This is a genomic window from Pseudomonas sp. R1-18, from assembly GCF_051132095.1.
Lineage (GTDB): Bacteria > Pseudomonadota > Gammaproteobacteria > Pseudomonadales > Pseudomonadaceae > Aquipseudomonas.
In genome coordinates, this window is sequence record NZ_CP071658.1 from 4,142,895 (window position 1) to 4,169,025 (window position 26,131).

The 26,131-nt window shown below is 61.2% G+C and carries 23 protein-coding genes and 1 other RNA gene; 10 read left to right on the forward strand and 14 right to left on the reverse strand.

The annotated features are described in order from the left end of the window. Window positions 1-28: 28 nt before the first annotated feature. From J3P77_RS18985 to J3P77_RS19015, 7 genes are all read left to right on the forward strand, one after another. On the forward strand, window positions 29-865 hold the full coding sequence (locus J3P77_RS18985; RefSeq protein WP_434678099.1) for a (Fe-S)-binding protein: 837 nt from the start codon (window positions 29-31) through the stop codon (window positions 863-865). Continuing rightward, window positions 862-2,322 carry a LutB/LldF family L-lactate oxidation iron-sulfur protein gene (locus tag J3P77_RS18990; RefSeq protein ID WP_434678100.1) on the forward strand — a complete coding sequence of 487 codons (1,461 nt, stop codon included), beginning with the start codon at window positions 862-864 and terminating at the stop codon, window positions 2,320-2,322. The genes J3P77_RS18985 and J3P77_RS18990 overlap by 4 nt, the downstream gene beginning before the upstream one ends. Continuing rightward, window positions 2,322-2,993: a LutC/YkgG family protein gene (locus J3P77_RS18995; protein WP_434678101.1), complete on the forward strand. Its 672-nt coding sequence runs from the start codon at window positions 2,322-2,324 to the stop codon at window positions 2,991-2,993. The genes J3P77_RS18990 and J3P77_RS18995 overlap by 1 nt, the downstream gene beginning before the upstream one ends. After that, the gene (locus J3P77_RS19000) at window positions 2,990-5,812 is read left to right on the forward strand and encodes an FAD-binding and (Fe-S)-binding domain-containing protein (protein ID WP_434678102.1); all 2,823 of its coding nucleotides are present in this window, start codon (window positions 2,990-2,992) and stop codon (window positions 5,810-5,812) included. Before J3P77_RS18995 ends, J3P77_RS19000 begins: the two co-directional genes overlap by 4 nt. Before the next feature lie 195 nt (window positions 5,813-6,007). Next, entirely contained in the window at window positions 6,008-6,295 is a 288-nt protein-coding gene (locus tag J3P77_RS19005; RefSeq protein ID WP_434678103.1) for a hypothetical protein, read from the forward strand. A 108-nt stretch (window positions 6,296-6,403) separates the two neighbouring features. After that, window positions 6,404-6,795: a transfer-messenger RNA gene (ssrA, locus tag J3P77_RS19010) on the forward strand. Between the two features lie 91 nt (window positions 6,796-6,886). Beyond that, on the forward strand, window positions 6,887-7,129 hold the full coding sequence (locus tag J3P77_RS19015) for a hypothetical protein (protein WP_434678104.1): 243 nt from the start codon (window positions 6,887-6,889) through the stop codon (window positions 7,127-7,129). Between the two features lie 79 nt (window positions 7,130-7,208). Here J3P77_RS19015 and J3P77_RS19020 read toward each other — a convergent pair whose 3' ends face one another. Beyond that, window positions 7,209-8,027: an MFS transporter gene (locus J3P77_RS19020; RefSeq protein ID WP_434678105.1), complete on the reverse strand. Its 819-nt coding sequence runs from the start codon at window positions 8,025-8,027 to the stop codon at window positions 7,209-7,211. On the opposite strand from J3P77_RS19020, the gene J3P77_RS19025 reads away from it, so the two are divergent. Next, window positions 8,026-8,160 (forward strand): pyrroline-5-carboxylate reductase dimerization domain-containing protein, encoded by a 135-nt coding sequence (locus J3P77_RS19025; RefSeq protein WP_434678106.1) that lies wholly within the window; start codon window positions 8,026-8,028, stop codon window positions 8,158-8,160. The two genes, J3P77_RS19020 and J3P77_RS19025, sit on opposite strands and share 2 nt — an antisense overlap. Window positions 8,161-8,319: 159 nt before the next feature. Continuing rightward, window positions 8,320-8,640: a hypothetical protein gene (locus J3P77_RS19030; RefSeq protein WP_434678107.1), complete on the forward strand. Its 321-nt coding sequence runs from the start codon at window positions 8,320-8,322 to the stop codon at window positions 8,638-8,640. Window positions 8,641-8,701: 61 nt separating this feature from the next. On the opposite strand, the gene J3P77_RS19035 is transcribed toward J3P77_RS19030, so the two are convergent. From J3P77_RS19035 to J3P77_RS19065, 7 genes are all read right to left on the reverse strand, one after another. Then, complete coding sequence (locus J3P77_RS19035; protein ID WP_434678109.1) at window positions 8,702-9,970, reverse strand: Zn-dependent hydrolase; 1,269 nt, start codon at window positions 9,968-9,970, stop codon at window positions 8,702-8,704. Between the two features lie 311 nt (window positions 9,971-10,281). Further along, a complete protein-coding gene (locus J3P77_RS19040; RefSeq protein WP_434678111.1) occupies window positions 10,282-11,457 on the reverse strand; it encodes an amidase in 1,176 nt (391 codons plus the stop codon). Further along, entirely contained in the window at window positions 11,454-12,461 is a 1,008-nt protein-coding gene (locus J3P77_RS19045) for an ABC transporter ATP-binding protein (protein WP_434678113.1), read from the reverse strand. Before J3P77_RS19045 ends, J3P77_RS19040 begins: the two co-directional genes overlap by 4 nt. Continuing rightward, window positions 12,458-13,501: an ABC transporter ATP-binding protein gene (locus J3P77_RS19050; protein WP_434678114.1), complete on the reverse strand. Its 1,044-nt coding sequence runs from the start codon at window positions 13,499-13,501 to the stop codon at window positions 12,458-12,460. Before J3P77_RS19050 ends, J3P77_RS19045 begins: the two co-directional genes overlap by 4 nt. Window positions 13,502-13,503: 2 nt before the next feature. Then, entirely contained in the window at window positions 13,504-14,397 is an 894-nt protein-coding gene (locus J3P77_RS19055) for an ABC transporter permease (protein ID WP_434678115.1), read from the reverse strand. Between the two features lie 2 nt (window positions 14,398-14,399). Further along, window positions 14,400-15,353, reverse strand: coding sequence for an ABC transporter permease (locus J3P77_RS19060; protein WP_434678116.1), 954 nt, complete (start codon window positions 15,351-15,353; stop codon window positions 14,400-14,402). Between the two features lie 157 nt (window positions 15,354-15,510). After that, complete coding sequence (locus tag J3P77_RS19065) at window positions 15,511-17,091, reverse strand: ABC transporter substrate-binding protein (protein WP_434678117.1); 1,581 nt, start codon at window positions 17,089-17,091, stop codon at window positions 15,511-15,513. Between the two features lie 417 nt (window positions 17,092-17,508). On the opposite strand from J3P77_RS19065, the gene J3P77_RS19070 reads away from it, so the two are divergent. Next, window positions 17,509-18,534 carry a LacI family DNA-binding transcriptional regulator gene (locus J3P77_RS19070; RefSeq protein WP_434678118.1) on the forward strand — a complete coding sequence of 342 codons (1,026 nt, stop codon included), beginning with the start codon at window positions 17,509-17,511 and terminating at the stop codon, window positions 18,532-18,534. Between the two features lie 436 nt (window positions 18,535-18,970). On the opposite strand, the gene J3P77_RS19075 is transcribed toward J3P77_RS19070, so the two are convergent. The 6 genes from J3P77_RS19075 to J3P77_RS19100 form a co-directional block, all read right to left on the reverse strand. Beyond that, a complete protein-coding gene (locus tag J3P77_RS19075) occupies window positions 18,971-21,577 on the reverse strand; it encodes an ATP-binding protein (RefSeq protein WP_434678119.1) in 2,607 nt (868 codons plus the stop codon). A 172-nt stretch (window positions 21,578-21,749) separates the two neighbouring features. Beyond that, window positions 21,750-22,994: a saccharopine dehydrogenase family protein gene (locus J3P77_RS19080; RefSeq protein ID WP_434678120.1), complete on the reverse strand. Its 1,245-nt coding sequence runs from the start codon at window positions 22,992-22,994 to the stop codon at window positions 21,750-21,752. A gap of 28 nt (window positions 22,995-23,022) precedes the next feature. Beyond that, window positions 23,023-24,120, reverse strand: a complete 1,098-nt coding sequence (gene nspC, locus J3P77_RS19085) for a carboxynorspermidine decarboxylase (RefSeq protein ID WP_434678121.1) — start codon at window positions 24,118-24,120, stop codon at window positions 23,023-23,025. 312 nt (window positions 24,121-24,432) lie between these two features. Beyond that, window positions 24,433-25,467: a GlxA family transcriptional regulator gene (locus J3P77_RS19090; RefSeq protein ID WP_434682074.1), complete on the reverse strand. Its 1,035-nt coding sequence runs from the start codon at window positions 25,465-25,467 to the stop codon at window positions 24,433-24,435. Window positions 25,468-25,618: 151 nt separating this feature from the next. Continuing rightward, entirely contained in the window at window positions 25,619-25,822 is a 204-nt protein-coding gene (locus J3P77_RS19095; protein ID WP_434678122.1) for a hypothetical protein, read from the reverse strand. 98 nt (window positions 25,823-25,920) lie between these two features. After that, a complete protein-coding gene (locus tag J3P77_RS19100; protein WP_434678123.1) occupies window positions 25,921-26,049 on the reverse strand; it encodes a hypothetical protein in 129 nt (42 codons plus the stop codon). Window positions 26,050-26,131: the final 82 nt, after the last annotated feature.

Below are 26,131 nucleotides of genomic sequence, written 5' to 3' on the forward strand. Positions count from 1 at the left end.
TAACCGGGCCAACCCGGAGAAACACCTGATGAGTGAGCTTTTCTATAACGCTGGCGCCAACGCCGCTCCCAACGCCACCCGCGTCGCACCGCCGCGTCGTGCGCCCCGCCAGTATCCGGCGCAGAAACCGCAACGCGTCTATCTGTTCGGCACGTGCGTGGTGGACCTGTTCTTCCCCGAAGCGGGCATGGATGCCATTCATTTGCTGGAACGTGAAGGCATCGAGGTCGAATACCCCCAAGGCCAGAGCTGCTGCGGCCAACCGGCCTACACGTCCGGCTACACCGAGCAGGCACGCGATGTCGCTCGCGCTCAATTGGCGCTGTTTGCCAATGACTATCCCGTTGTCGTGCCGTCCGGCTCGTGCGCCGGGATGTTTCGCGAACACTACGCGGATCTGTTCAAGGACGAGCCCGAGATGCTGGAGAAAGTGCGCAAGCTCGCCGAGCGCACCTACGAGCTCACGGAATTTCTGTTACTAGTCTGCAAAACCCGGCTCGCCGATCACGGCCAGCCAACTCGCATCGCATTGCACACGTCGTGTTCGGCACGGCGAGAAATGAACACTCACCTGCATGCTCGCGAGCTGCTCGCCCAGTTGAGCAACGTAGAGCGTGTCGACCACGATCACGAGAGCGAATGCTGCGGCTTCGGCGGGACCTTCAGCGTACGCATGCCGGACATTTCCGGCGCGATGGTTGCCGACAAGACCCGAGCCCTGAAGGAAACCGGTGCCGACCAGATCCTTACTGCTGACTGCGGCTGCCTGATGAACATCAACGGCGCGCTGGAGAAGCAGCGTGAATCAATCCGCGGCCAGCATCTGGCGAGTTTCTTGTGGCAACGAACCGGAGGTCAGCGATGAACATGCAAACCCGGATTCCAACCGTTGAAATCGAAGCACCGGATTTCCGCGCGCGGGCTCATAAAGCCTTGGGTGATGCGCAACTGCGGGGCAACTTCCGCAGAGCGATGGACTCGCTGATGACCAAGCGCGCTGCCGCTTTCAGCGACCCGGAGGAGCGCGAGGACCTGCGCGAATTCGGCAACGCGATCCGTGCCCGCGCCCTGTCGAAGCTGCCCGACTTGCTTGAGCAGCTGGAACGCAATCTGATCCGCAACGGCGTGAAAGTGCATTGGGCCGAAACGGTCGAAGAAGCCAACGCCATTGTGCTGTCCATCGTCGAAGCCCATGAAGCCAGACAGGTGATCAAGGGCAAGTCGATGGTCAGTGAAGAAATGGAGATGAACGACTTCCTTGGCGAGCGCGGCGTCGAGTGTCTGGAAGCGGACATGGGCGAGTACATCGTGCAGATGGATCATGAAAAGCCGTCGCACATCATCATGCCCGCCATCCACAAGAACGCCGGACAGGTCGGCAAGCTGTTCCACGACAAACTCGGCGTGGAGTACACCACCGACGTCGACCAACTGATTCAGATCGGCCGCCGCGTACTGCGGCAGAAGTTCTTCGAAGCCGACATCGGCGTCTCCGGGGTCAACTTCGCCATCGCCGAAACCGGCACGCTGCTGCTGGTAGAGAACGAAGGCAACGGACGCATGGTGACCAGCGTGCCGCCCGTTCATATTGCGGTCACTGGCATCGAGAAAGTGGTCGAAAACCTGCGTGACACGGTGCCGCTGCTTTCGCTGCTGACCCGCTCGGCGCTGGGCATTCCGATCACCACCTACGTCAACATGATCTCCGGGCCACGCAAAGCCCATGAATTGGACGGCCCGGAAGAAGTGCATCTGGTGCTGCTGGACAACGGCCGCAGCCAGGCATTTGCCGACAGCGAGTTGCGCCAGACCCTCAACTGTATCCGCTGCGGCGCGTGCATGAACCATTGCCCGGTCTATACCCGCGTGGGCGGGCACACCTATGGCGAGGTCTACCCCGGCCCCATCGGCAAGATCATCACACCGCACATGGCCGGCCTGGCGAAGGTGCCCGATCACCCCAGCGCCTCATCGTTGTGCGGCGCGTGTGGCGAAGTCTGTCCGGTGAAAATTCCGATCCCGGCATTGTTGCGCCGTCTACGCGAAGAGAATGTGAAAGCACCCGACGCGCCAGACCGGGTCATGCGTGATCAGGGCAGCAAGTACTCACGCAAGGAGCGGCTGATGTGGAATGCCTGGTCCAAGCTCAACACTTCGCCCGCGCTGTATCGCGCTTTTGCGCTGATGGCTACGCGTCTGCGCGGCCTGACGCCAGGCAAGATCGGGCAGTGGACCGAGAACCACAGCGCACCGAAGCCTGCCGCGCGCTCACTGCATGAAATGGCTCGCGAGCATCTGACCAAGCGGTCTGGAGAGAAATGATGAGCGCCAGACAAAACATCCTCGCCAAACTGCGCAACAGCCTTGCCGGCACCACGCCGATTCAGGACGACTTCAACGAAACGCTGGTGACCCAGCCGTGGCGCTACGCCGTGTCGGACCGAGTCACGCGGCTGCGCACATTGATGGAAGCGGTCCACACCGAAATCCATTTATGCACCGAACAGGACTGGCCGCGCCGTCTGGCCGAGCTGGCTCGCGATCGTCAGTTGCCAAGCCTGCTGATCGCACCGGGCACGGCGCATGGTCAGCGGGTCCGCGAACACTGGTCGTTGCATCCCGAACTGCCGACGCTCAAACACTACGACCGCCCCATTGAGGAATGGAAAACGGAGCTGTTCGATGACACCCCCGCAAGTTTCACCACGACGCGCGGCGCCATCGCGGCCACCGGCAGCCTGATCGTCTGGCCGACGCGCGAGGAGCCGCGGCTGATGAGCCTGGTTCCGCCTGTGCATTTCGCCCTGCTGAAGGCCAGTGAAATCTACGACAACCTCTACGAAGCGCAACTCGGCCAGAACTGGTCGACCAACATGCCAACCAATGCGCTGCTCATTTCCGGTCCGTCGAAGACCGCCGACATCGAGCAGGTGCTGGCCTACGGTGCTCACGGCCCCAAGGACCTGATCATGCTGATTGTGGAGGACGCATGAGTCTGCCTGCCGCATTTCTGCAAGAAGTGTCGCGTCTGATCCCGGAAAAGCGCCGCTTCGACGATCCGCTTTCGACGCTGGCATTCGGTACGGACGCGAGCTTTTATCGGCTGATCCCCGAGCTGGTCATACGCGTGGAATCCGAAGACGAGGTCGTCGCCCTGCTCAAGCTGGCACAGGCCGAGCAGGTGCCGGTCACCTTCCGCGCGGCGGGAACCAGCCTGTCCGGCCAGGCGATCAGCGATTCGGTGTTGCTGGTGCTCGGCGACAACTGGAACGGGCGTGAAATTCGCGGGCAAGGCGCGCAGATTCGCCTGCAACCCGGTGTCATCGGTGCCCAGGCCAATGCATGGCTGGCGCCGTTCGGCCGCAAGATCGGGCCGGACCCGGCGTCGATCAACGCGTGCAAGATCGGCGGCATCGTGGCCAATAACGCCAGCGGCATGTGCTGCGGTACCGCGCAGAACACCTATTACACGCTGGCAGGAATTCGCCTGGTATTGGCCGACGGCACGCGCCTGGATACCGAAGACGCAGCGAGCGTCGCCGCCTTTCGCGCCAGCCACGCAGATCTGCTGGAACAGCTTGCCCAACTGGGCCGGGAGACGCGGGCCAATGCCGAACTGGCGGCCAAAATACGCCACAAATACCGTCTGAAAAACACCACCGGCTTGTCACTCAACGCCCTGGTGGATTTCGACGAGCCGCTGGATATCCTCAGCCACCTTCTGGTCGGCTCCGAAGGGACTCTGGGGTTCATCAGCGCCGTGACCTACGACACAGTGCCCGACCACCCACACAAGGCGTCGGTGTTCATCGTCTTCCCGGACGTCGAAACCTGTTGTAACGCCGTGACGGTTCTCAAAAACCAGCCGGTCGCGGCCGTCGAACTGCTTGATCGGCGCAGCATGCGCTCGGTACAGGACAAACCCGGCATGCCCGCATTTGTTCGCGAGCTGTCGCAGAGCGCTTGCGCGCTGTTGATAGAAGCTCGCGCCGCCAGTCGTCCGTTGCTGCATGAGCAACTGGCGCAAATTAACGCTTCGCTGTCGTCGTTCCCGGTGGAAAAGCAGGTCGACTTCACCGAAGACGCGCGGGAAAACGCACGGCTCTGGGCGATCCGCAAAGACACCTTCCCGGCTGTAGGCGCTGTTCGCCAGACCGGCACCACGGTCATCATCGAGGACGTCACCTTCCCGGTGGAACAACTCGCCGCTGGCGTACGGCGGCTGATCGCACTGTTCGACAAGCACCGGTATGACGAAGCGATCCTGTTCGGCCACGCGCTGGAGGGCAATCTGCATTTCGTCTTCACCCAAGGCTTCAACAACCCGGAAGAAGTCGCGCGCTATCAAGCGTTCATGGACGACGTTGCCGAACTGGTCGCGGTCGAGTTCGGTGGATCGCTCAAGGCTGAGCATGGCACCGGACGCAACATGGCGCCCTTTGTCGAGAAGGAATGGGGTTCTGACGCTTATCAGCTGATGTGGAAGCTCAAGCGTCTGCTGGACCCGCAAGGCATTCTCAACCCGGACGTAGTGCTCAGCACCGATCCGAAGATCCATCTCAAGCATCTGAAACCACTGCCCGCCGCCGATGAGATCGTCGACAAATGCATCGAATGCGGCTTCTGCGAGCCGGTCTGTCCGTCTCGCGGCCTGACGCTCAGCCCTCGGCAACGCATCGTCATCTGGCGCGACATCCAGGCCAAAAAACGCAACGGCACCGACACCACGCAGCTGGAACGCGACTACCGCTACCAGGGCATCGATACCTGCGCGGCAACCGGGCTGTGCGCCCAGCGCTGCCCGGTCAACATCAACACTGGCGAGCTGGTGAAAAAGCTGCGCAGCCAGCAGGCCACCCATCAAAAAGCCGCCACCTGGCTGGCGAACAATTTCAAGACCGCCTTGCAGGGCGCGCGCTTTACGCTGCACGCGGCCAACGGCGCACGGATGATGCTCGGCGCGCCTCGTCTGGCGAAACTCTCGGCCGGTTTGAGCAAAGCAAGCGCGGGCCGCATACCGCAATGGATACCGGCCATGCCTCAGCCCGAGCGCAGCATTCGGGTCGGCACTCCTGTCGACGACCCGCGACCGCGCGTGGTGTATCTGGCCGCCTGTGTCTCCCGAGCCATGGGGCCTGCGGTCAGTGATCGCGAGCAGACCTCGTTGCTGGACAAGACCCGTGGCCTGCTGGAGAAGGCCGGCTACCAAGTCGTGTTCCCGGCGAACCAGGACAGCTTGTGCTGCGGCCAGCCCTTTGCCTCCAAAGGCTACAACGAGCAGGCCGACGGCAAACGCAATGAATTGCTGAGCGCTTTGCTTGAAGCCAGCCGCGGCGGCCTCGACCCGATCTACTGCGACACCAGCCCATGTACCCTGCGCCTGATTCAGGACCACAAGGACACGAGACTGGACCTCTATGATCCGGTGCGCTTCATCCGTACCCATTTGCTGGACAAACTGGAGTTCACGCCACAGCAGGAGTCCATCGCGGTTCACGTCACCTGCAGCACGCAGCACCTGGGCGAAAGCCAGGCGCTGATCGAACTCGCCCGGCTGTGCAGCCTGAACGTGGTGGTGCCCGAGGGCATTCATTGCTGCGGCTTTGCAGGCGACAAAGGCTTCACGACACCCGAGCTGAATGCGCACGCGCTGCGCAACCTCAAGGACGCCGTGCAACATTGCAATGAGGGCATTTCGACCAGCCGGACATGCGAGATCGGGCTGTCCAACCATGGCGGAATCGACTACCACGGGCTGGTGTATCTGGTGGATCGCGTCACACAGGCCAAAACGGTTCAATCCGGCCAGTAACGGCCAATATTGCCCCTTTTTGGGTCACGATGGCTGCCAAGTGGCTTTTTCACATGATCGGAAAATAAAATAGAACCCCTGCGTGTCAGCACAGTCCATCTTCATGAGCGCTTGGCCGATTCGGCGCTCGTCCAACCTCGGGCGACGGCCTCATAGACCGGCCACACCGAGTCCACAGGCTATAAGGAGATACACATGAAGCGTACTGCCCTCACTGGATTGTTCTTAAGCGCTGCACTGTTGGCTTCACCGGTATTCGCCGCCGATGATCTGTGCGGCAGCAACCTGCAAACCCTCAAGGACGCCCAGGTGTCGACCAACGCCAACCTGAGCCCTGACGTGAAGGAAATGCTGGCCAAGACCGAGACAGACGCCAAGGCCGCCCAGGCCAAGAACGACGAAAAAACCTGTATCGACCTGACCACCAAGGCTATCACCCGCCTGAAAACCATCGGTTCGGGCAGCGAAGGTGCCGGCAAGTAATCGACTTGCCCAGGCCAGCCGACCGGCTGGCCTCATCGAACGACTGGACGGGTCGACGCGAAGCGGCAAAGCGCGTACACTCCGCCCAGCGACTGCGAAAGCAGTCTCGGGGCCGATTAGGATTCGACGCCGGTGATGAAACTTTAGGTGCATGCCGAGTTGGTAACAGAACTCGTAAATCCACTGTTGCAACTTTCTATAGTTGCCAATGACGAAACCTACGGGGAATACGCTCTCGCTGCGTAAGCGGCGCTAGCCTTCCTTCTGGTAGCTTCGGCTCCAGCAATCATCAGGGGATGCCTGTAAACCCGAAATGATTGTCATACAGAACAGGATCGTCGCTTAGGACGTTGTGGCCGACGCGACTAAAACTTACACAGCTCGCCCAAAGCACCCTGCCCGTCGGGTCGCTGAGGGTTAACTTAATAGACACGGCTAAGCATGTAGTACCGACAGCGGAGTACTGGCGGACGGGGGTTCAAATCCCCCCGGCTCCACCAAACAAGCGTCACGAAAAAGGCACCTGTCAGGTGCCTTTTTTTGTTTCCGGGTGTTTGCCCCAGTGCCACAACCCTACCGGAGATCCCCCCAATGCTTCAAGAACAACTCGACCAGTTAAAGCTCCCCAAGCCAGTGCGCAATCAAATCGACGACATGGTGCGAGCGTTGAACGCGGCGAGTACGCGGGAGGATGTGGAGCGTGAAGGCGAGATGCAGATCGCTTTGATCGGGGCGCTGGAGAGCGCGAGGAAGCTGAAACCTGCGGATGTGGAAACGCTGTACATCATTTTTGATGATGCGGTGCAGGTGCGGTTGCAAGAGGTGGATCGGTAGACCCGTTACAGCTTGACCGAGCTTCGTGACTTGAAACGCCAGCTGGGCGACAGTGTCGCCCAGCCTGACTCAGAACACGTCAAACAGCCCTGCGCGCTCCCGCCTGCGGCAAATCCGCCTTTGCTCCCTTGACCGCCAACACGGCCACCAAGGAAACCAGCACGGTTCCCATCATGTACAACGCCACTGGCGTCCAGCTTCCGTCATAACGACTCAGCAGGTAGGTCGCGATCAACGGCGCGGTTCCGCCTGCCAGTGCTGCGCCCAGCTGGTAACCCAATGTAATGCCGGTATAGCGCACGCGGGTGGAGAAGATTTCCGAACTCATGGTGCCGAGCACGGCGGTGACGGGTGCCCAGAGGATGCCGAGGGCGACGACTGTGGCGATTGTCAGGCCCCAGGTGGTTTTGGTGTCGAGCAGCATGAAGTACGGCACGATGAACATGGCGATGGACAGGATGCCGATGATGTAGACGGTCTTGCGCCCGATCTTGTCGGACAGCCAGCCCATCAGCGGGATCATGAGCGATGCGACGGCGGCGCCGATCATGACGGCGTTGAGGGCGCTCACCTTGGTATAGGCCAGGGTGTTGACCGCGTAGCTAACCACGAAGGTGGAGAAGATGTAGAACGGCGCGGTTTCCACAACTTTCAGGCCGGCTGCGATGAGCACTTCGCGCCAGTGGTCGCGCAGTGTTTCTACCAGCGGCATTTTGGCGACGTTGCCGGTTTCCTTGGCTTTCTTGAAGTCCGGGGTTTCATCCAGGCCATGGCGAATCCACAGGCCGAGGAACACTAGGCCGGCGCTGAGCACGAACGGCACTCGCCAGCCCCAGCTCAGAAACTGGTCTTCAGGCAGCATCGCCATCAGGCTGACTGCCATCGTGGCGAGCAGCATGCCCACTGTCTCGAATGGAACCACTGCGGCCGCCATTGAAGTGTTTGAAGAAAAGGCCAGGTTACGCGAGTTGATGAAAGCGGCCACGGCTGCGGCCTACGACCGTTCGGTAGAGTTGTCGAACAACGGTTGAAACCCGATAGTTACTGAAGCGCAGCCGCAAGAATTTTTAATCTGAAACAGCGCTTAAAACATGGAGCTTCTAAGCATGTACCATTGCGCTCGTTAGAGCGAAGGCTCTGGCGCAATGGATACCAACTCTGAACACACGTTAGGAAGGAACGAGACGTTGATGAAGAAATTTTTTGCCGCTGCAATTTCCGCCGTGCTGCTCGCTGGATGCGGAGCGGATGCAGGAAGTGAATACATTGGAAAGTGGCAGGACATCAAGCGCGAAAACCGGACCGTGCAGATCGAGAAGAACGGCGACGGTCTTATCGTCCGCGAGACGTCGCCGAGCTTTGTTGATGGCAAGCCGAAGACCCAGAACCTGCCAGCGGTTGTGAAAGACGGCATTTTGCAGGTAAACGGGCAGATGACGGTCAACCTGGTCATCGACAAGTCCACTGGACATCTAACCGGCCCGGGCATGGAGTATAAGAAGGTCAATTAAGCCAGCTGCCGAGCGCATGAGTGATTGCGCTCGGCATGCTTACTCCTGCAGGCACTGTTCACTAGGCCGTCGCAGCCTTCACCATCGCCCTGAACAACACCGCACACCCCGCCCCTAAATCCTCCGGCGTCGCATTTTCGATCTCGTTATGGCTGATCCCGCCTTCACACGGTACGAAGATCATCCCCGCGGGCCCAAGCTCGGCAATGAATATCGCGTCGTGCCCTGCCCCGCTCACGATATCCATATGGCTCAGCCCCAGCTGCGCAGCGCCTTCGCGCACGGCGTCGACGCATTGGGAAGCGAAGTCCAGCGGTGGAAAGTCAGCGGTAGGCGTTAACTGGTAGGTCAGGCCATGTTGCTGGCAGGCGCTTTCGATGGCCTGTTTGAGGTCGTCGACCATGGCCTGCAGTTTGTCGGCATGCAGGTGGCGGAAGTCGATAGTCAGTTTCACTTCGCCGGGAATGACGTTGCGTGAGCCAGGGTGAATGTTGAGACAGCCGACGGTGCCGCAGGCGTGGGGCTGGCTTTGCACCGCGATGCGATTTACTGCGCTGACAACCTGGGCAGCGCCGACCAAGGCGTCTTTGCGCAGGTGCATGGGTGTCGGGCCGGCATGGGCTTCGACGCCGGTCAGGGTCAGGTCGAACCATTTCTGGCCGAGACAGCCCATGACCACGCCGATGGTTTTCTGCTGGTCTTCGAGGATCGGGCCTTGCTCGATGTGCGCTTCGAAGTACGCGCCTACCGGGTGCCCCAGCACAGCCCGGCTGCCGGCGTAGCCGATGCGTTGCAGTTCTTCGCCGACGATCAGCCCTTGTTCGTCTTGCTTGGCGAGGGTGTCGGCGAGGTCGAGTTTGCCGGTGAATACACCGGAACCCATCATGCATGGCGGGAATCGCGAGCCTTCTTCGTTGGTCCAGACCACCACTTCGATGGGCGCATCGGTTTCCAGGCCCAGATCGTTGAGGGTGCGGATCACCTCAAGGCCGGCCATGACGCCGAAGCAGCCGTCGAACTTGCCGCCGGTGGGTTGGGTGTCGATGTGGCTGCCGGTCATTACCGGTGCGCGCTCCGGGTTGCGGCCCGGGCGACGGGCGAAGATGTTGCCGATGGCGTCCACGCTTACGGCGCAGCCGGCTTCCTCGCACCATTTGATGAAGAGGTCGCGGGCTTGTTTGTCGAGGTCGGTCAGGGCCAGGCGGCAGACACCGCCTTTGGGGGTCGCGCCGATCTGGGCCAGGTCCATAAGGGATTGCCAGAGGCGCTGGGTGTTGATGAGTGGAGCGTTGGAGGTGAGCACTGTTGCCGGGGTGAAGGGTGTGTTCATAGTGAGTCTCCAATGTTGAAGTGAAGAGCTGTCTTGGTAGATCCATGGGAGCAAGCTTGCTTGCGAGAGCAGCAGACCCGGCGTTGCGGCAGTGACTGACGCACCGCACTCGCCAGCAGGCTGGCTCCCACAAGATCGTGGCGCACTTCTAATCTGTAGGAGCCAGCTTGCTGGCGAAGACGCTGGCACGGCCGCAACATTTGTGTTGCTTGTACTTCAGCCCTCGCCAGCAAGCTGGCTCCCACATAATTCACGGCACGCCTGGCATTGCAGCAGCGGCTGACACACCGCAATCGCCAGCAAGCTGGCTCCTACGCGAGTTGTGCGATTTTCACGGCGAGCTTTACCAGGCTGAGGTCGCTGCCTGCTGGGCCCATGAGTGAGATGCCTAGCGGAGCGCCGTCCTTGGAAACCAGCGGCATGGTCAGTTGCGGCGTGCGGCACAGCACGGCGATGGCCAGCAGGTGGTGGGAGATGCGGCGGGTTTCTTCGATCTCCTCATCCCTGGCGCTGAGCAGCGGCGCGATGTCCGGGACGGTGGGCATGACCAGCACGCGGTTGCCCAGCAGCTCTTTCCAATGGGCGGTGAAACGCTCGCGCAAGGTGCAGGCGTCGTTGTACTGCTCGTCGGTGACAGCCTTGGACCAGGCGAAACGTGCCGCCACGTCCGGCCCCAGCGCCAGGCCTTCGCGCTCGATCAGTTCACCCTGCGCTTCCCAGGCTTCGCGGCCCTGGATGTAACGGAATGCCCAATACGCGTCGCTCAACGAAGGCAACTCTGCGCCGAGTTTTTCCAGGGGGCCGCAGCAATCGGTGATTTGCGCGATAGCGGGCGCCAGGGCGTCCAGCGAGGCAGCGGGCAACAAACCAAACAACTCGTCGCTGATCATCAGCTGCGGCATTGCAGGCAGTGGCGCCGAATCCTCTCCCAGCAGGCACTCGCCGACCAGACCGAATACCTTGGCGTCGCGGGCGAAGTAGCCGGCAGTGTCCATGCTTTCGCACAGCGCCTGAGTATTGGCCAGCGACACTCGGCCATGGCTTGGGCGCAGGCCGAACAGGCCGCAATAACTGGCCGGGGTCCGCACCGAGCCACCGGTGTCGCTGCCCATCGCGAAGTCGCACAAGCCATTCGACACCGCCGACGCCGAGCCCGACGAAGAGCCCCCGGGAATGCGGTCATGGGCTGCGCCGTTGCGTGGTGTGCCGAAATGGGCGTTCTTGCCGCTCATGGAGAATGCCATTTCATTGGTGTGGGCCTTGCCGATCATTTCGGCACCAGCGTCCAGCAGGCGCTGGATGGTCGGCGCGGTCACGGTCTTGATGCCCGACATCGCCAGCACATGGGGGTTGCCGCCCCCGGTCGGGTAACCGGCGACGTCGAAAAGGTCTTTGGCGGCAAAGGTGTAGCCGGCCAGCGGGCCGCTCGCTGCGTGAGGTACGTCAACGTGTGGATACGGCATCAAAGCGAATGCGGAATCGGTCATGACAAGGACTCACTGAAGGAATGAACGGGAACCCGATGCCAGTGATGGCAACTCACGGAGTGGTCGGCAACGACGTCTTCAATGGCCGGCACGGCGCTGCGACATACGTCGCTGGCGCGCGGACAGCGTGGCGCGAAGGCGCAACCGGCCGGCAGGTTGGCCAGGTCCGGTGGCGCACCGGGAATACTGATCAGACGTTCGCCCTTGCGCAGGCCGTCCTTGGGGCGGGTGCCGAGCAGCACTCGGGTGTACGGGTGCTGCGGGTTGTCCAGCAGCTCGGCGAGCGGCGCCTGTTCGACGATGCGCCCGCCGTACATGACAGCCACTCTGTCGGCGACTTCCACCGCCGCGCCGATGTCGTGGGTCACGAAGATGATCGACAGGCCCAGTGCCTGCTGGAGCTCGCGCAACAGGATCAGAATCTGGATCTGCACCGTGGCGTCCAGCGCCGTGGTGGGTTCGTCCGCTAGCAGGATCTGCGGCTTGCAGGCCAGCGCCAGAGCAATCATCGCCCGCTGGCGCATGCCGCCGGACATCTCGTGCGGGTAGGCATCCAGGCGCTGTTCCGGGCTTGGAATCCGCACGCTGCGTAGTGCCTCAAGCGCCGCCGCTCGGGCCTCGGCCCTGGACATCGAGCTATGGCGGCGCAGCGCTTCGACGATCTGCTGTCCGATGGTGTACACCGGGTCCAGCGCCAGCAGTGGCTCCTGAAAAATCATCGAGGCGACCGGCCCGCGCAACGCCTGGAGCTGGCTGCGCGACAGCTTCATCAGGTCCTGCCCGGCGATGTCGATCTGCCCTTCAATGCGCGTCGAGCGCTCGGAGTGCAGGCGCATCAAGGCACGCAGGGTCACGCTCTTGCCGGACCCGGATTCGCCGATGAGCGCCAGCACTTCACCACGCGCCACTTGCAGGCTGACGCCGTTGACCGCCGAAAGAGTCTGCCCGCCCCGCTTGAAGCGAACCTTGAGGTCGCGCACGGCCACCATGGGTAGTTCACTCATGCCAATGCTCCTCCGTAGATCATTTCCACCGCCGGGCTGCGGCTGTGCCCGGCCCCCGGCTGAACCATCAGGCAGGCAGCCTGATGCCCGTTACCCGTCTCGGTCAGCGCGGGTGCCATCTGCGAGCAGATCGCTTCGGCGTGGGGGCAACGGGTATGGAAACGGCAGCCCGCAGGCGGGTTGATCGGGCTGGGCGGATCGCCCGACAAAGGCGAAACCAGGGTGCGATGAGCCGGGTCCATGGAGGGCATGGAAGTCAGCAACGCTTGGGTGTATGGGTGTTGGGCGTTGCAGAACAGCGCTTCTGCCGGGCCGATCTCGACGATCTCGCCCAGGTACATGACCATGATCCGGTCGGACAGATAGCGCACCACGTGCAGGTCGTGGCTGATGAACACGTAAGTCAGTTGCAGGCTGTCCTTGAGGTCCAGCAGCAGGTTCAAGACTTGCGCTTCCACGGATTTGTCCAGCGCCGAGACCGCTTCGTCGAGAATCACCAGGCGCGGATCGACCGCCAGGGCGCGGGCGATGTTCACCCGCTGGCGCTGGCCGCCGGACAGCTCGTGGGCATAGCGACCGGCAAACCGTGTCGGCTCCAGCCCCACTCGCCCTAACAGATCACGGGCGCGCTGCAATGCGTCGCGCTGGCTGACCCCGTGCACCGAAGGGCCGAACGCCACGGACTGTTCCATGGTCAGGCGCGGGTTCAGCGATGAGTAGCTGTCCTGAAACACCATCTGTACCTGACGCCGGTAGTCACGCAGTGGCAGCTGGTGACCGCCCACGGTCATGGCGTCGAACACCAGTTCGCCGCTGTCGTGCTCGATCAGCTGCATCAACAGCCGCGCGGTGGTGGATTTGCCACAGCCGGACTCCCCGACCACGCCAAGCGTCTCGCCCTTCTGCACCGCGAAGCTGATGCCATCCACGGCGCGGACGACGCTACGCTTGCCCAGCGCGCCCTTGACCGGGAAATGTTTGACCAGTTTTTCCACTTTCAGCAGTGGCTGAGCCGGACCGCCAATATCGCGCTTGGTCATCGTCAACTCCTGATTGCCATGGCCGCCCGCAGCCGATCGGCGAGCACGTTGAAAGATATCGAGGTGATAAAGATCATCGCTCCCGGCAAGGCCGATACCAGCGGCTGGGTGTAGATGGCAGTGCGCAGGGTGTTGAGCATCAGGCCCCATTCCGGCTCCGGTGGCGTGACGCCGAGGCCTAGAAACGACAGGCCGGAGGCGAGAATCATCGACACGGAAATCAGCCCGGTGGTGAACACGAAGATCGGCCCAAGCACGTTGCCCAGCACCTGGGTGCGAATGATGGTGAACGAGCCCGCACCCGAAGCGCGGGCGGCTTCGATGTAATCGCGGTTTCGTACCTGAGTGGTGACGCTCTCGGCGATACGCGCAACTTGCGGTACGAAAACCAGGGTCAGCGACAACAGCGCGTTACCGACGCCGGCGCCCAGCGCGCCGGAGAAAGCGATGGCCAGCAGCACCGACGGGAAGGCGTAGAACACGTCGACGGTGCGCATGATCAGGCTGTTCAGCCAGCCGCCGAAGTAGCCGGCAATCACCCCGATTGCGCCACCGATGAAAAAGGCGAAGATCACCGGCGTGATGCCCATGAACAGTGACAGGCGCGCGCCCAGCATCAGGCGTGACAGCAGATCGCGGCCCAGCTCGTCGGTGCCCAGCGGGAAGCCTTCGGTGCCGATGGGTTTGAGGCGTTTGAACATGGAGGTGGTGAAGGCGTCGCCCGGAACGATCCACGGACCGAACACCGCCAGCAGCAACAATACGAAAATGATGCCACCTACCAACAGCGCCACCGGATCGCGGCGCACGCGGCCAAACACTTCGCTCCAGTAGCCGGGCGAGCTTTCGATAGGCGTAATGACCGGCGCGGCCGGCCTGACTGTCGACATGTTCATGCTCAGCCCCTTTTGATACGTGGATCGAGCAGCGTTTGCAGGATGTCCACCAGCAGATTGAGCGCCACGAAAAACAAGGCCAGCACCCAGATCGTGCCCTGCAGCAACGGCAAGTCACGCTGGAAGATCGCGGAGTTGAGCAGTAGGCCGGTGCCGGGCCAGGCAAAGACCGTCTCGACCAGAATCGAGCCGCCCATCAGGTAACCGATCTGCAAGCCCATCACCGCCATGGCGGTGGGCGCTGCATTCTTCACCACATGGCGGAAAAGCCCCCACTCGCTCAGCCCCTTGGCGCGCAGGCCGATGATGAATTCCTGCGCCAGGGTTTCCGCCACTTGCGCGCGCACGGTCCGCGCAATGATCCCGGTGGGAATGACCGACAGGGTAATGGCCGGCAGAATCATGAACTGCAGGTGCGCCCAGTCCCATGCCCACGCCGCTTGCCCCAGCGGTCCGCCGCCGGTGGCGGGCAGCCAGCCCAGCTGCGAAGAGAAGATGATGACCATCAGCATGCCGAGCCAGTAATGTGGCACGCTGACACCAACCGCGGAAATGGCGGAGGCCACGCGGTCCAGCCAGCTGTCCTGAAAGTAACCGCCGACGAAACCGAACAGGCTGCCCAGGACAAAACCGATCAGGGTTGCCAGCAACGCCAGACGCAGGGAATAACCTACCGCTCCCAGCACTTCCGCCGTGACCGGACGGCCACTGGCGATGGACATGCCCAGATCGCCATGTATCGCATGCCAGAGCCATAAGCCAAACTGCACCGGCAGCGGTTTATCGAAGCCATAGGCCTGGATCAGCTGCGTGCGCAGTGCTTCGGAGGCATCCGGCGGCATGACCGAAACCAGCGGGTCGCCGGGCGCCATCTGCACGAGCATGAAACACACCAGCGCCACACCCAGCAAAATGGGGGTCGCCAGCAGAAGGCGACGCAAGATGTAAGAGAGCATAAGGGTTCCTCACCAGAGCAATCACGGTCATCGCGCGATAGCAAATCCTGTAGGAGCGGACTTGTCCGCGAAGACGTATACCCGGCCGATAACATGTAGAAGGTGTACCGGCCTCTTCGCGGACAAGTCCGCTCCCACAACGGTCTCGTCAGGCTTCTCAGTCCTTTTTGGAGACCAATGTCAGATCGATGAACCAGCTCTGAGCCGGCACCACGCCGGTAATCTTCGGCGAGATGGCGCGCGGGCCTACGTCGTGGGCGACGTACAGGAACGGCACTTCATCGACCATGGCGGCGTTGAGCTTGCCGGAGGCTTCGTCCAGCGCCTTGGGGTCAAAGGAGTTGCGCACCAGGGTGATCAACTTCTCGACTTCCGGGCTGGCGAAATAGCCCCAGTTGTTGGAGACCGGCGGGAAGGCCTTTTCGCTGGCAAAGCGCACCATGCCGAAATACGGGTCCATGACCGCCGCACTGACGTTGATCGCGTTGGCGCCTTGCGCTGCGGGGTCCTTGGCACCCAGGCGCCAGCCGCTGAACAGCGTGTTCCACTCGGTGACGGCAATCTCCACATCGAAATAGCAGCCCTTGAGGCTCTGCTGGATGTATTCGTTCATGGGCAGCGGCTGCATTTGTCCGGACCCGGACGCCGATGTCAGGACCTTGACCTTGATCGGCTTGTCCTTGCTGTACCCGGCTTCGCTCATGAGTTTCTGCGCGGCGGGCTGGTCGTATCTGATCTTGAATTCCGGGTTGCCGTACCACGGCGAATCCTTTTCGTAGGTGCCGGTGGCTTCCTGCATGTAGCCGCCCAGATAAGCTTTCAGTTCGCTGCGATCCAGGCAAAGGTTCGCGGCCTGGCGCACACGCTTGTCCAGCCACGGCGAGCCGGGCGCGAAGGAGAACTGCCATGGCCAGATATGCGGCTGGGCGTTGGCGTAGATCTTGAAATCCTTGCTCTTGATCTGGTCGATGGCATCCGGCGCGGGCGCTTCGATCCAGTCCACCTGGCCGGACAACAGTGCGGCCGTGCGGGCATTGGCCTCGGGCAGCGGAATCAGCTCGACGTGATCAACCTTGGGCACGCGCCTGGCGTCCCAGTAGTCCGGGTTCTTGTCCAGCACCAGCACCTGACGCGGCACCATGCGGTTCATCTTGAACGGGCCGGTACCTGAAGAATGGCTGGCGAACGAGGTCCAGGCCTGCTTGGAGCGCTCGGCCGCATCGGTGACGCTCGCCGGCACCGCCGAGAAGTCTTTCTGCCAGGCCGCGGGCGATGCCATGAACAGATTGGTCAGGTTGTAAGGCAGTACCGCGTCCGGCTCGCTGGTGGTCAGCTCGACAGTCAGGTCATCGATTTTTTTGGCGCTGCGCAGGGTTGGCATGCGCGAGACGGTCACGCCGATCTGACCCGGCGCGTATTGCGGCGCTTGCTTGTCGAGCACCTTGTTGACGTTCCAGACCACTGCATCGGCGTTGAATACCGAGCCATCGTGAAACTTCACGCCGGGCCGCAGTTTGAAAATCCACTTGGTGTGATCGTCCGGTTTGACCGCCCATTCGGTGGCAAGCCCCGGCACCAGAGTGCTGGGCTTCTCGCTCTGGGACAGATCCCATTCGACCAGCGAGTCGAACATGGTGATCCCGGTAAAGCGGTTACCTTCATACCCCTGATCCGGTTGACCGTGAGTCAGCGGAATGTCCGCTGCGGTCATGGCAATTCGCAAAGTGCTGTCGGCCATCGCCGCCACAGGCGACAAGGCTCCGATCGCCAAAGAGCAAGCCAGGGCCATTCGGGTCAAACTACGTGCGCGGGTTGCTGAAGCGTGCGTCATGGCGAGTTTCCCATCAGTCAGGTAAGGAGGCTGAGGGGGCTAACGCAATGCCCATACCAACTCCATTCCCGACAAATCCCGAAAATCCGCCGTGCTGTAAAAAATCCCGCAAGTTCAGAAACTTATGCTGAACAGAAAACTGCTCAAAAAAATCACCCAAACGTTTGGGTAGTGTTACGCAATCGTTTGTGCAATCTTTTGGAACGCAACGCTCCATCGTGGCGCAATGGCCCTGCCCTCCGGAATTTCCAGAGCGAACGGCTCAGATTCAGCGCCTGGATCCGGCCGTTGCGCCTTGCCCATCCGCGCGCTCAGGCATACCTCATGAACAGACGTCCAGCCACACTTCGCGGTATTGCCCAGCAACTCAACGTTCATGTCTCGACCGTCTCGCGAGTGCTCAACGGCACTCTGGACCATGCTGGCCGAGCTGCGTCCAAAGAGACGATCGAACGCATCCGCGCCTTGGCCGCCAGCCTCGACTACCAGCCCAACACCCACGCCCGCACCTTGAAAACCCGGCACAGCCGCGAGATCGCCATTCTGGTGCCGAGGCTTTCCGACATTGTGCTGGCGACTGTCTATGAGGGCATCGATGAGGCCGCGAGCGCGCGGCGCTACACCTCGTTCGTCGCCAACACGCTGGACCGTCCGGAACGCCAGCGGGAACTCGCCGAGCGGGCATTGGCACGCAATGTCGAAGGGCTGATCATCAGCGACGTACACAGCACGCCGGAGCCGGGTTTTCTCGAAGAACTGGCGGAGCGTCAGGTGCCTTTCGTTCTGGTGAGCCGACGGCGCGGCCAGCACTGCTCGATCACCTCGGATGACGAAATGGGCGGCCGCCTGGCCGCTGAACACCTGTTTTTCCAGGGCCACACCCGAGTGGCGGTCATTGCCGGCGAGGCGCACAGCAGCAACTCCGGCGAGCGAACCGCCAGCTTCGTCGAGTATTACCGGGAGCGCGGTATCGATATTGAACCGGAACGCGTTATATGCGGGCGCTTCGATACCCAGGCAGGCTTCAACATAGGCGAGCAGCTGCTGGCCCATCCACAACCGCCCACGGCGATCTTCGCGGTCAATGACTTCCTGGCCATCGGTCTGTTCGGGGCCATGCGCAATCGAGGCCTGCAGGCCGGTCGCGACATCGCCGTGCTGGGCTACAACGACACGCCTCTGGCCGCGCATCTGCAATTGACCAGTGTCAGCACCAGCATGCATGCGCAGGGCGTGCGTGCCGTAGAGACTCTGCTCAAACGCATCGCCGGCGAGCCGGTGCAATCGTATCGATTCCCGGCGTTTCTTAACGTCCGGGCCAGCAGCCTCTGCTCACCCGGCACGTCCTGATCCAGAGGTAGCGGACCGGGCGGCGCTCCGCTTGTCCGCGAAAGCAGCAGACCTGCCCCTGCAGCTGCGACTGACACACTGCAATCGCCAGCAAGCTGGCTCCCACAAGAACCGCAGCGCTGCACGAACTGTAGGAGCTGGCTTGCCTGCGATCTGGCGCGAAGCGGCAGTAAATCGGGCGACCTTGTTTTTTCAGGTACACCGCGTGAACCATCTTGCTGCCGGTTTCCGGCAGATCGCGGACAAGCGGATCGCCGCCCGGTCACCCCCACGCCCTTCGGGCAGAATCACAAGCGGCTTTGCGAGCTCCCTGAGCTTCTGCCCGGGGGCGTTAGAGGGCTGCCCCTCAAACATAGAATCTCCCACGCGGTTCGCGCCAAGCTTCGGCTCTGTAGCCCAACTGCATGGAGCATCGGCGCCACGCGACCGGCGATGACTAGTGGACCCGCTTTCCGGTCTGACTCACCAGCTCCGTAAGTTGCGCACGGGAAAACGGTTTGGCGAGGCACGGGACATTGATGGTCTGACCGGACGCTGCTTCCGCATAGCCAGACACCAGGATGACCGGCAGGTCCGGACAGAGCTCACGAGCGCTGGCCACCAGTTGCGAGCCAGTGACATGGGGCATGGCGTGGTCGGTGATCATCAGATGGAAACGCTGACGCTCAAGCCATTGCAGCGCTTCTTGCGCGGAGCGTGCTGCGAACACCCGGTGCCCCATGTCCTTGAGCATTTCAGTGGTGCTGGTCAGCACCAGCTCATCATCGTCCACCGCCAGAACATCCAGAACGACGCGCTGATCCCCGCCTTCGCTGTCCTCTTGAGCGCTGTCTTCGGAGGATATCTTCGGCGCGACGGCCACGGGCAGCCACATCTCGGCGGCCGTGCCAGACCCCGGACTGCTCCGCAGACGCAAGGTGCCGCCACACTGCGTGGCAAGTCCATGCACCATCGACAGCCCCAGCCCCGTGCCCTGCCCAACACCCTTGGTGGTGAAGAACGGCTCCGTTGCCCGCTTGAGCGTGTGCTCATCCATGCCGACGCCGGTGTCCGTCACACAGAGGCACCAGTAATCGCCCGGACTGAGCTGCGGATCGGATTCCGCAGCAGCATGTGCGCTGACATCGATCGTGATGTAGCCCTGCCCGTTCATCGCATCGCGGGCATTGACCGCCAGGTTGAGCAACGCGGTTTCGAGCTGGTTGATGTCGGTTCGCACCCAGGCCGGGACCGGCGCATGAACGATCCGCAGCTCGACGGTTGGGCCGAGCGAGCGCTGCAGCAGTTCGGTCATCCCGGCGATCAATTCGCCCAGTTCGACGTCCTGTGAACGCAGCTCCTGACGGCGCGCAAAGGCCAGCATTCGAGCGGTAAGCGACGCGCCACGGTCCGCACCTGCCTTGGCAGTGTCCAGCAAGCGAAGGAAATCCGGATTGGGCGGTATCCGCCTGCGCAGCAGGTCCAGACTACCCAGCACGGCCATCAGCAGATTGTTGAAGTCATGGGCGATGCCGCCGGTGAGGTTGCCCAGCGCTTCCATCTTTTGCGCCTGCTGCAAGGCCTGTTCGGTACGACGAATATTCGCCTCGCTCAGGCGCAATGCTTCAGTGCGCTCGGCCACCCGCGCTTCGAGGTCGTGCCGGAACTGCTCTTCGCTTTCGCGACGCCGCGCCTCGGCTCGCACCCGCTCGATATGCGCCCAGGAACGTTCGGTAACTTCGGCGAGCAGTAGCAGCTCATCACAGGTCCACTCATGCGGCACGCGGTCGTGAATCGCCATCAACGCGGTAAGGCGGCCCTCTTTGACGAGCGGCATGCAGATGGTAGCGGCCAGACCAATGCTCAGGAAGGCCACGGCTTCCTCGGGTTCCAGCTGCGCGGCGTTGTCATTGAGGATCAGCGGCAATCCTGCATGAAGATTCTTGAGCGCCAGTCTGCCAAAGCTTGCCAGCCGGTAATGTCCCACGATGCTTTGACAGCCGGGCGCATGCCAGTCTCCGCGAATGGTAAAGCCATCCTGATCCGGATCCATGTCCGCATAGGCACAGACCGACACGCCCAGATGTTCGCCCAGCATCTGTGTGGTAATCGCCATGATGACGTCTGCATCGGTGCTGCGCGCGGTTTCCCGGCCAAGTGCATCCAGAAACTTCAAGCGTCGTTCATTGGCCCGCAACGTTTCTTCTGCGTGGCGGCGCGCAGTGATATCCGAAGCCGAGCCAAACCACTCGATGATTTCGCCGCGCTCATCAAACAACGGGACCACGCGCGACAACGCCCAGCCGAGGGTGCCATCGGGCCGGGCGATCGGGTGCTCAAGGCTGAAACTGGCGCGATCACGAATCGCCTGCTCGATACTCGGCATGACCAGAGGATGGTCCGCCGGCTGAATATAGGTATCCAGCCAGCTGCGGCTAGACTGAACGCCTGTGTGAATGACGCCCCGACCATCGAGCTGACGCAGGTCACTCCAGTCGGGCGAGAGTCGGTAGATCTCGTCGGCGGTCGCCGTCACCAGCGCACGGAACCGCTGCTCGCTGTGCTGCAGGTTGCGAGCGGCCAGCACACGCTGAGTGGTTTCGATAACGATGGCGATAACACCGGCAGGCTGCCCGGATTCGTCGTAGATGGGCGAGTAATCGAGATCCATCCAGACCTGTTCCGGCCGACCGTTGCGATGCAGCGTCAGCTCCTGATCCTTGTAGGCCAGCGTCTGGCCAGCCAGCCCCACGCGCATGACCTGGTCGTTGAAATCGGCCACTTCGGGCCAGCCTTTACGCACCTCCGAGCCCAGCAACTGCGGATGGCGTCCGCCGGCAAATCCGGAATAGGCATCGTTGTAGATCATGATGCCCTTCTCGCCCCACAACAGCACGATGGGAACCGGCGAGGCCAGCAGCATCGCCGTGACCGTCTTCAGACTCTGCGGCCAGCCGGCCGGATCGCCTAGTCCGCTGGCAGTCCAGTCATGGCGACGAATCAGCTCACCAAGTTCCCCTCCATGAAGAAAGAGCAGGTTTTCCGGGGAGCTTTGCTGGGTCATAGCGACTCATGTCCGTCATGGCTGATAGGCGGGCGTGGATGGTTTCGGCATGTTACCAGTAAGCGGGAACGACTTCCCGGAGCAAGCTGGAGAAGATCGTGTGAATCACAATCGCCATAAAAAAGGATCGCCTGAGCGATCCTTTTTCATACTGCCGATGGTCCGGTCAGACTCAGAGCGCCTGATCCCATGGACGATCGCCGTGCTCGTCCTTGATGCGGGTCGGCAGGCCCATCACATCCAGCAGTTTGAGGAACGGCTCGGCTGGCAGTTCTTCAACGTTGGCCATGTGCTTGACGTCCCACTCGCCGCGGGCAACCAGCAGCGCGGCGGCTACCGGTGGAACGCCTGCAGTGTAGGAAATGCCCTGGCTGTCGGTTTCGGTGAAGGCATCGACATGGTCAGCGACGTTGTAGATGAATACTTCGCGCGGCTTGCCGTCCTTGGTGCCTTTGACCAGATCGCCGATGCAGGTCTTGCCGCTGTAGCCCGGTGCCAGCGAAGCAGGATCGGGCAGCACGGCCTTGACCACTTTGAGCGGCACAACTTCCAGACCTTCGGCAGTCTTGACCGGCTGCTCGGACAACAGACCGAGGTTTTTAAGAACGGTGAACACGTTGATGTAGTGCTCGCCGAAGCTCATCCAGAAGCGCACGTTAGGCACGTCCAGGTTCTTCGACAGCGAATGCACTTCATCGTGGCCGGTCAGGTACAGGTTCTGCGAGCCTACAACTGGCAAGTCATCGGTACGCTTGACTTCGAACATGGTGTTGCTGGTCCACTGGCTGTTCTGCCAGCTCCACACCTGCCCGGTAAATTCGCGGAAGTTGATTTCCGGGTCGAAATTGGTGGCGAAATATTTGCCGTGGGAACCGGCATTGACGTCGAGGATGTCGATGGAGTCAATGCGGTCGAAATGCTGTTGCTGCGCCAGGGCCGCATAGGCGTTGACCACACCCGGGTCGAAGCCCACGCCCAGAATGGCGGTGACGTTCTTTTGCTGGCATTCCTCGAGGTGCTTCCACTCGTAGTTGCCATACCAGGGCGGCGTCTCGCAGATCTTGCCCGGTTCTTCGTGAATGGCCGTGTCCAGATAGGCCACGCCGGTATCGATGCAGGCACGCAGCACCGACATGTTGAGGAAAGCGGAACCCACGTTGATGACGATCTGCGATTCGGTATCGCGGATCAGGGTTTTGGTCGCTTCGATGTCCAGCGCGTTCAGCGCGAAAGCCTGGATGTCAGCGGGCTGTTTGAGGCTGCCCTTGGCCTTGACGCTTTCGATGATGGCCTGGCATTTGGAGATGTTGCGCGACGCGATAGCAATACGACCGAGTTCGTCGTTGTGCTGCGCGCACTTGTGGGCCACCACCTTGGCGACACCTCCTGCACCAATGATAAGCACGTTCTTCTTCAATTTTTTCATCTCTCCTTAATACGCCAGCTTACGAGAGGCTGGACAAGTAGTCTTCGAAACCAAACTCACGAACCACCTCGACACTGCCGTCGAGCTGCTTCACAACAATGGACGGCATTTTCAGGCCGTTGAACCAGTTTTTCTTGACCATGGTGTAACCCGCGGCGTCGATGAAGGACAGCCTGTCGCCGATGGTCAGCGGACGATCGAATTGGTATTCGCCGAAGATATCGCCGGCGAGGCAGGATTTGCCGCATACCATGTAGGTGTGTTCGCCATCGCTGGGTGCCAGCTTGGCGTTGAGGCGATAGATCAACAGGTCGAGCATGTGCGCTTCGATGGAGCTGTCGACCACGGCCAGATTCTTGCCGTTGTAGAGGGTGTCGAGCACGGTGACTTCCAGCGAAGCGCTGTTGGTGATCGCCGCCTCGCCCGGTTCCAGATACACCTGCACGCCGTATTTTTCCGAGAACGACTTGAGCCGTGCGCAGAACGCGTCCAGTGCGTAGCCTTCGCCGGTGAAGTGGATACCGCCGCCCAGGCTGACCCACTCGACGCGGTGCAGCAGTTCGCCGAAGCGCTCTTCGATGGTGGTCAGCATCTGGTCGAACAGGTTGAAGTCACCGTTCTCGCAGTTGTTGTGGAACATGAAGCCTGTGATCTTATCCATCACCGCGGCGATCTTTTCCGGGTTCCATTCGCCGAGGCGGCTGAAGGGACGCGCCGGGTCGGCCAGCAGGTAATCGGAGCTGCTCACTTGCGGATTGACACGCAGGCCACGAACAGTGCCTTCGGTGGCGTCGGCGTAGCGTTCGAGCTGGCCGATGGAGTTGAAGATGATCTTGTCGCAATTGGCGATCATCTCTTCGATTTCGTCGTCAGCCCAGGCCACGCTGTAGGCATGGGTTTCGCCTTCGAACTTCTGCTTGCCGAGCTTGAGCTCGTACAGCGAGCTGGACGTGGTGCCGTCCATGTACTGCTGCATCAGGTCGAAAACCGACCAGGTCGCGAAGCACTTGAGCGCCAGCAACGCCTTGGCACCGGAGTTCTCGCGCACGTAGGCGATCTTCTCCAGGTTGCTCAGCAACTTCTGTTTGTCGATGAGGTAGTACGGCGTTTTGATCATTGCGCTATCCGTAATAAAGGTCGGCCAACAGGAGTCCGCTGGCCTCCCGAAAAAAGCGGACGCGAATTGTGCCGATAACCGACCCCGACTGAAAGGCCATTGTGCAAATTTTGTCCACTTGGCATGACAACTGGCAGGTGCCGACCATGCCTCATGAGGCATAACAGGGGTGTGACAGTTTCCTGATATTCCGTGTGCGGGAAGCAGATACGCTGACATTCAGGGCCTCTTCGCGGCTAAAGCCGCTCCCACAAAGGTGGCGCCGTACCTGTGGGAGCGAACTTGTTCGCGAAGGCTTTTTTTTAAAAGCAGCTAGCGCTTGCGCTCGTAAGACACGCGATGACTGCCGGGCGAGACGCCGAAGAAATCCCGGAAACGACGCTGGAAATGCGGGGTACTGACAAAGCCGGTGGCGACGGCTATTTCCGTCACTGAGCGATTGGTTTGCTGCAGCAACTGACGGGCGCGGGTCAGACGCAGTTCCAGGTAATAGCGTGTGGGCGTTGCGCCCAGCGCGCTGCAGAACCGGCGCTCCAGCTGCCGTTTGGAGATATTGGCGCAAGCAGCCAACTCATCAATGGTCAGCGGCTCTTCAATATTCTGCGCCATCAGCTCAAGGGCCAGCTTGAGGCTCTGCGGCAATGTCGGGTCTGATTCGACGAATACCGGGGGCAGGTCCGTCGCGTTGCCGGACTCATCGCAGCGCAATACTTCTTCAATAGCGCCGACGACCGCTTGCCCGCCGGTTTTGCGAATCAGTTCGAGCATCAGCCGCAGCGAACTGTTGGCACCCGCGCAGCTGAACCGATTGCGGTCCACCACGTAGGCGCGTCTGGACACCGTCACCTTGGGGAAAACTTCCGCCATCATCGCCCGGCCTTCCGGGTGAAACGCGCATTCATAGCCGTCGAGCAATTGAGCTTCGGCCAGGAAGTAGGCACCGTTCCACAGGCCGCCCATCAGCGCACCCGAGCCGGCGCTGGCGCGCAACTTGCGGCGCAGCAACGGCTCGCCTGCCAGCCGGACCCGGAAGCCGCCCGCGACGATGACCATGTGCTGCTGGTCGTCCAGCTCTGCCAGCACAGTGTCAGCGGAAATCACGATGCCCAGATCACTGGTGACCTGACGCGCGCGCAAACCGACCGTCAGCACTTCATACAGCGGCGTTTCACTCATCAGGTTGGCCGTGACCAGCGCGTCCACAGCGCCGGTGAAGGACATCATCGAGAAATTGTCCATCAGCACGAAAGCAACACGGGTAATGGATTGCTCGACAGGCAATGCCCGCCCCGGCCCGTGATAAGCCATGTTCTTGTTCTTGAGTACGCTTTCGAATGCGCTTGGCATAGTTTTCAATCAGACCTCAAAGCACCGGTTCACCGCCGAACTTGCACGGATTACCGATTAAATGAGGTTGATTATAAGAGCAACTCAGGCCAGCAACATTGGCTGTGATACCGATGAATCTACACTAGGCATCCGTGGCTGATTGCAGTGCTCATCGCAAATGCTTGTTATCCGAGCAATATTGCCCCCATTCCGCGCTGGCCTGGGAAACACGATCGCGGTAGCGGTCGTGTTCGGCCCATTCTTCTTCGCTCGCCGGGTAAGGCGTGGAGATGATGTGGTTTCGGTACGCCTGGTAGGCATCAGCGAATGCCTGTTCAAGCCGCTCGGCCTCGCTGCGGTATTGGCTGCTCATGTTTGTGCTCACACGAAGGGGTTCAGGGTTCTATAAACCAAAGTTGTGTCAGCTGCTACCGCGCCCGGCGCGGGGCTGGGGCGCGGAGCAATCGGGTTTCACCAGGCGCCTGGCGGTATACCGTCCTTGTTGAAGTCTTTCAGCCGTTCGCGCTCCTTCTCGGTGGCGTGAGCCGGGGTGTCGTCATCCTTGGGTTGTTCCTTTTTTTCTTCCTTTTCGTCAGCCATGGCAGTCTCCTCCGGGTTGTAAAGATTTGGGCACTGCTCCGCCGTGGCAGTTCAACGCACATGGTTTCCGAGGACCGGCGCT

What these genes read in the sequence shown, in the direction of transcription:
- J3P77_RS18985 (WP_434678099.1), top strand. Translation starts at nt 29, where the DNA reads ATGAGTGAGCTTTTCTATAACGCTGGCGCCAACGCCGCTCCCAACGCC.
- J3P77_RS18990 (WP_434678100.1), top strand. Translation starts at nt 862, where the DNA reads ATGAACATGCAAACCCGGATTCCAACCGTTGAAATCGAAGCACCGGAT.
- J3P77_RS18995 (WP_434678101.1), top strand. Translation starts at nt 2,322, where the DNA reads ATGAGCGCCAGACAAAACATCCTCGCCAAACTGCGCAACAGCCTTGCC.
- J3P77_RS19000 (WP_434678102.1), top strand. Translation starts at nt 2,990, where the DNA reads ATGAGTCTGCCTGCCGCATTTCTGCAAGAAGTGTCGCGTCTGATCCCG.
- J3P77_RS19005 (WP_434678103.1), top strand. Translation starts at nt 6,008, where the DNA reads ATGAAGCGTACTGCCCTCACTGGATTGTTCTTAAGCGCTGCACTGTTG.
- J3P77_RS19015 (WP_434678104.1), top strand. Translation starts at nt 6,887, where the DNA reads ATGCTTCAAGAACAACTCGACCAGTTAAAGCTCCCCAAGCCAGTGCGC.
- J3P77_RS19025 (WP_434678106.1), top strand. Translation starts at nt 8,026, where the DNA reads ATGCCCACTGTCTCGAATGGAACCACTGCGGCCGCCATTGAAGTGTTT.
- J3P77_RS19020 (WP_434678105.1), bottom strand. Translation starts at nt 8,027, where the DNA reads ATGCTGCTCGCCACGATGGCAGTCAGCCTGATGGCGATGCTGCCTGAA.
- J3P77_RS19030 (WP_434678107.1), top strand. Translation starts at nt 8,320, where the DNA reads ATGAAGAAATTTTTTGCCGCTGCAATTTCCGCCGTGCTGCTCGCTGGA.
- J3P77_RS19035 (WP_434678109.1), bottom strand. Translation starts at nt 9,970, where the DNA reads ATGAACACACCCTTCACCCCGGCAACAGTGCTCACCTCCAACGCTCCA.
- J3P77_RS19040 (WP_434678111.1), bottom strand. Translation starts at nt 11,457, where the DNA reads ATGACCGATTCCGCATTCGCTTTGATGCCGTATCCACACGTTGACGTA.
- J3P77_RS19045 (WP_434678113.1), bottom strand. Translation starts at nt 12,461, where the DNA reads ATGAGTGAACTACCCATGGTGGCCGTGCGCGACCTCAAGGTTCGCTTC.
- J3P77_RS19050 (WP_434678114.1), bottom strand. Translation starts at nt 13,501, where the DNA reads ATGACCAAGCGCGATATTGGCGGTCCGGCTCAGCCACTGCTGAAAGTG.
- J3P77_RS19055 (WP_434678115.1), bottom strand. Translation starts at nt 14,397, where the DNA reads ATGAACATGTCGACAGTCAGGCCGGCCGCGCCGGTCATTACGCCTATC.
- J3P77_RS19060 (WP_434678116.1), bottom strand. Translation starts at nt 15,353, where the DNA reads ATGCTCTCTTACATCTTGCGTCGCCTTCTGCTGGCGACCCCCATTTTG.
- J3P77_RS19065 (WP_434678117.1), bottom strand. Translation starts at nt 17,091, where the DNA reads ATGGCCGACAGCACTTTGCGAATTGCCATGACCGCAGCGGACATTCCG.
- J3P77_RS19070 (WP_434678118.1), top strand. Translation starts at nt 17,509, where the DNA reads ATGAACAGACGTCCAGCCACACTTCGCGGTATTGCCCAGCAACTCAAC.
- J3P77_RS19075 (WP_434678119.1), bottom strand. Translation starts at nt 21,577, where the DNA reads ATGACCCAGCAAAGCTCCCCGGAAAACCTGCTCTTTCTTCATGGAGGG.
- nspC (WP_434678121.1), bottom strand. Translation starts at nt 24,120, where the DNA reads ATGATCAAAACGCCGTACTACCTCATCGACAAACAGAAGTTGCTGAGC.
- J3P77_RS19090 (WP_434682074.1), bottom strand. Translation starts at nt 25,467, where the DNA reads ATGCCAAGCGCATTCGAAAGCGTACTCAAGAACAAGAACATGGCTTAT.
- J3P77_RS19095 (WP_434678122.1), bottom strand. Translation starts at nt 25,822, where the DNA reads ATGAGCAGCCAATACCGCAGCGAGGCCGAGCGGCTTGAACAGGCATTC.
- J3P77_RS19100 (WP_434678123.1), bottom strand. Translation starts at nt 26,049, where the DNA reads ATGGCTGACGAAAAGGAAGAAAAAAAGGAACAACCCAAGGATGACGAC.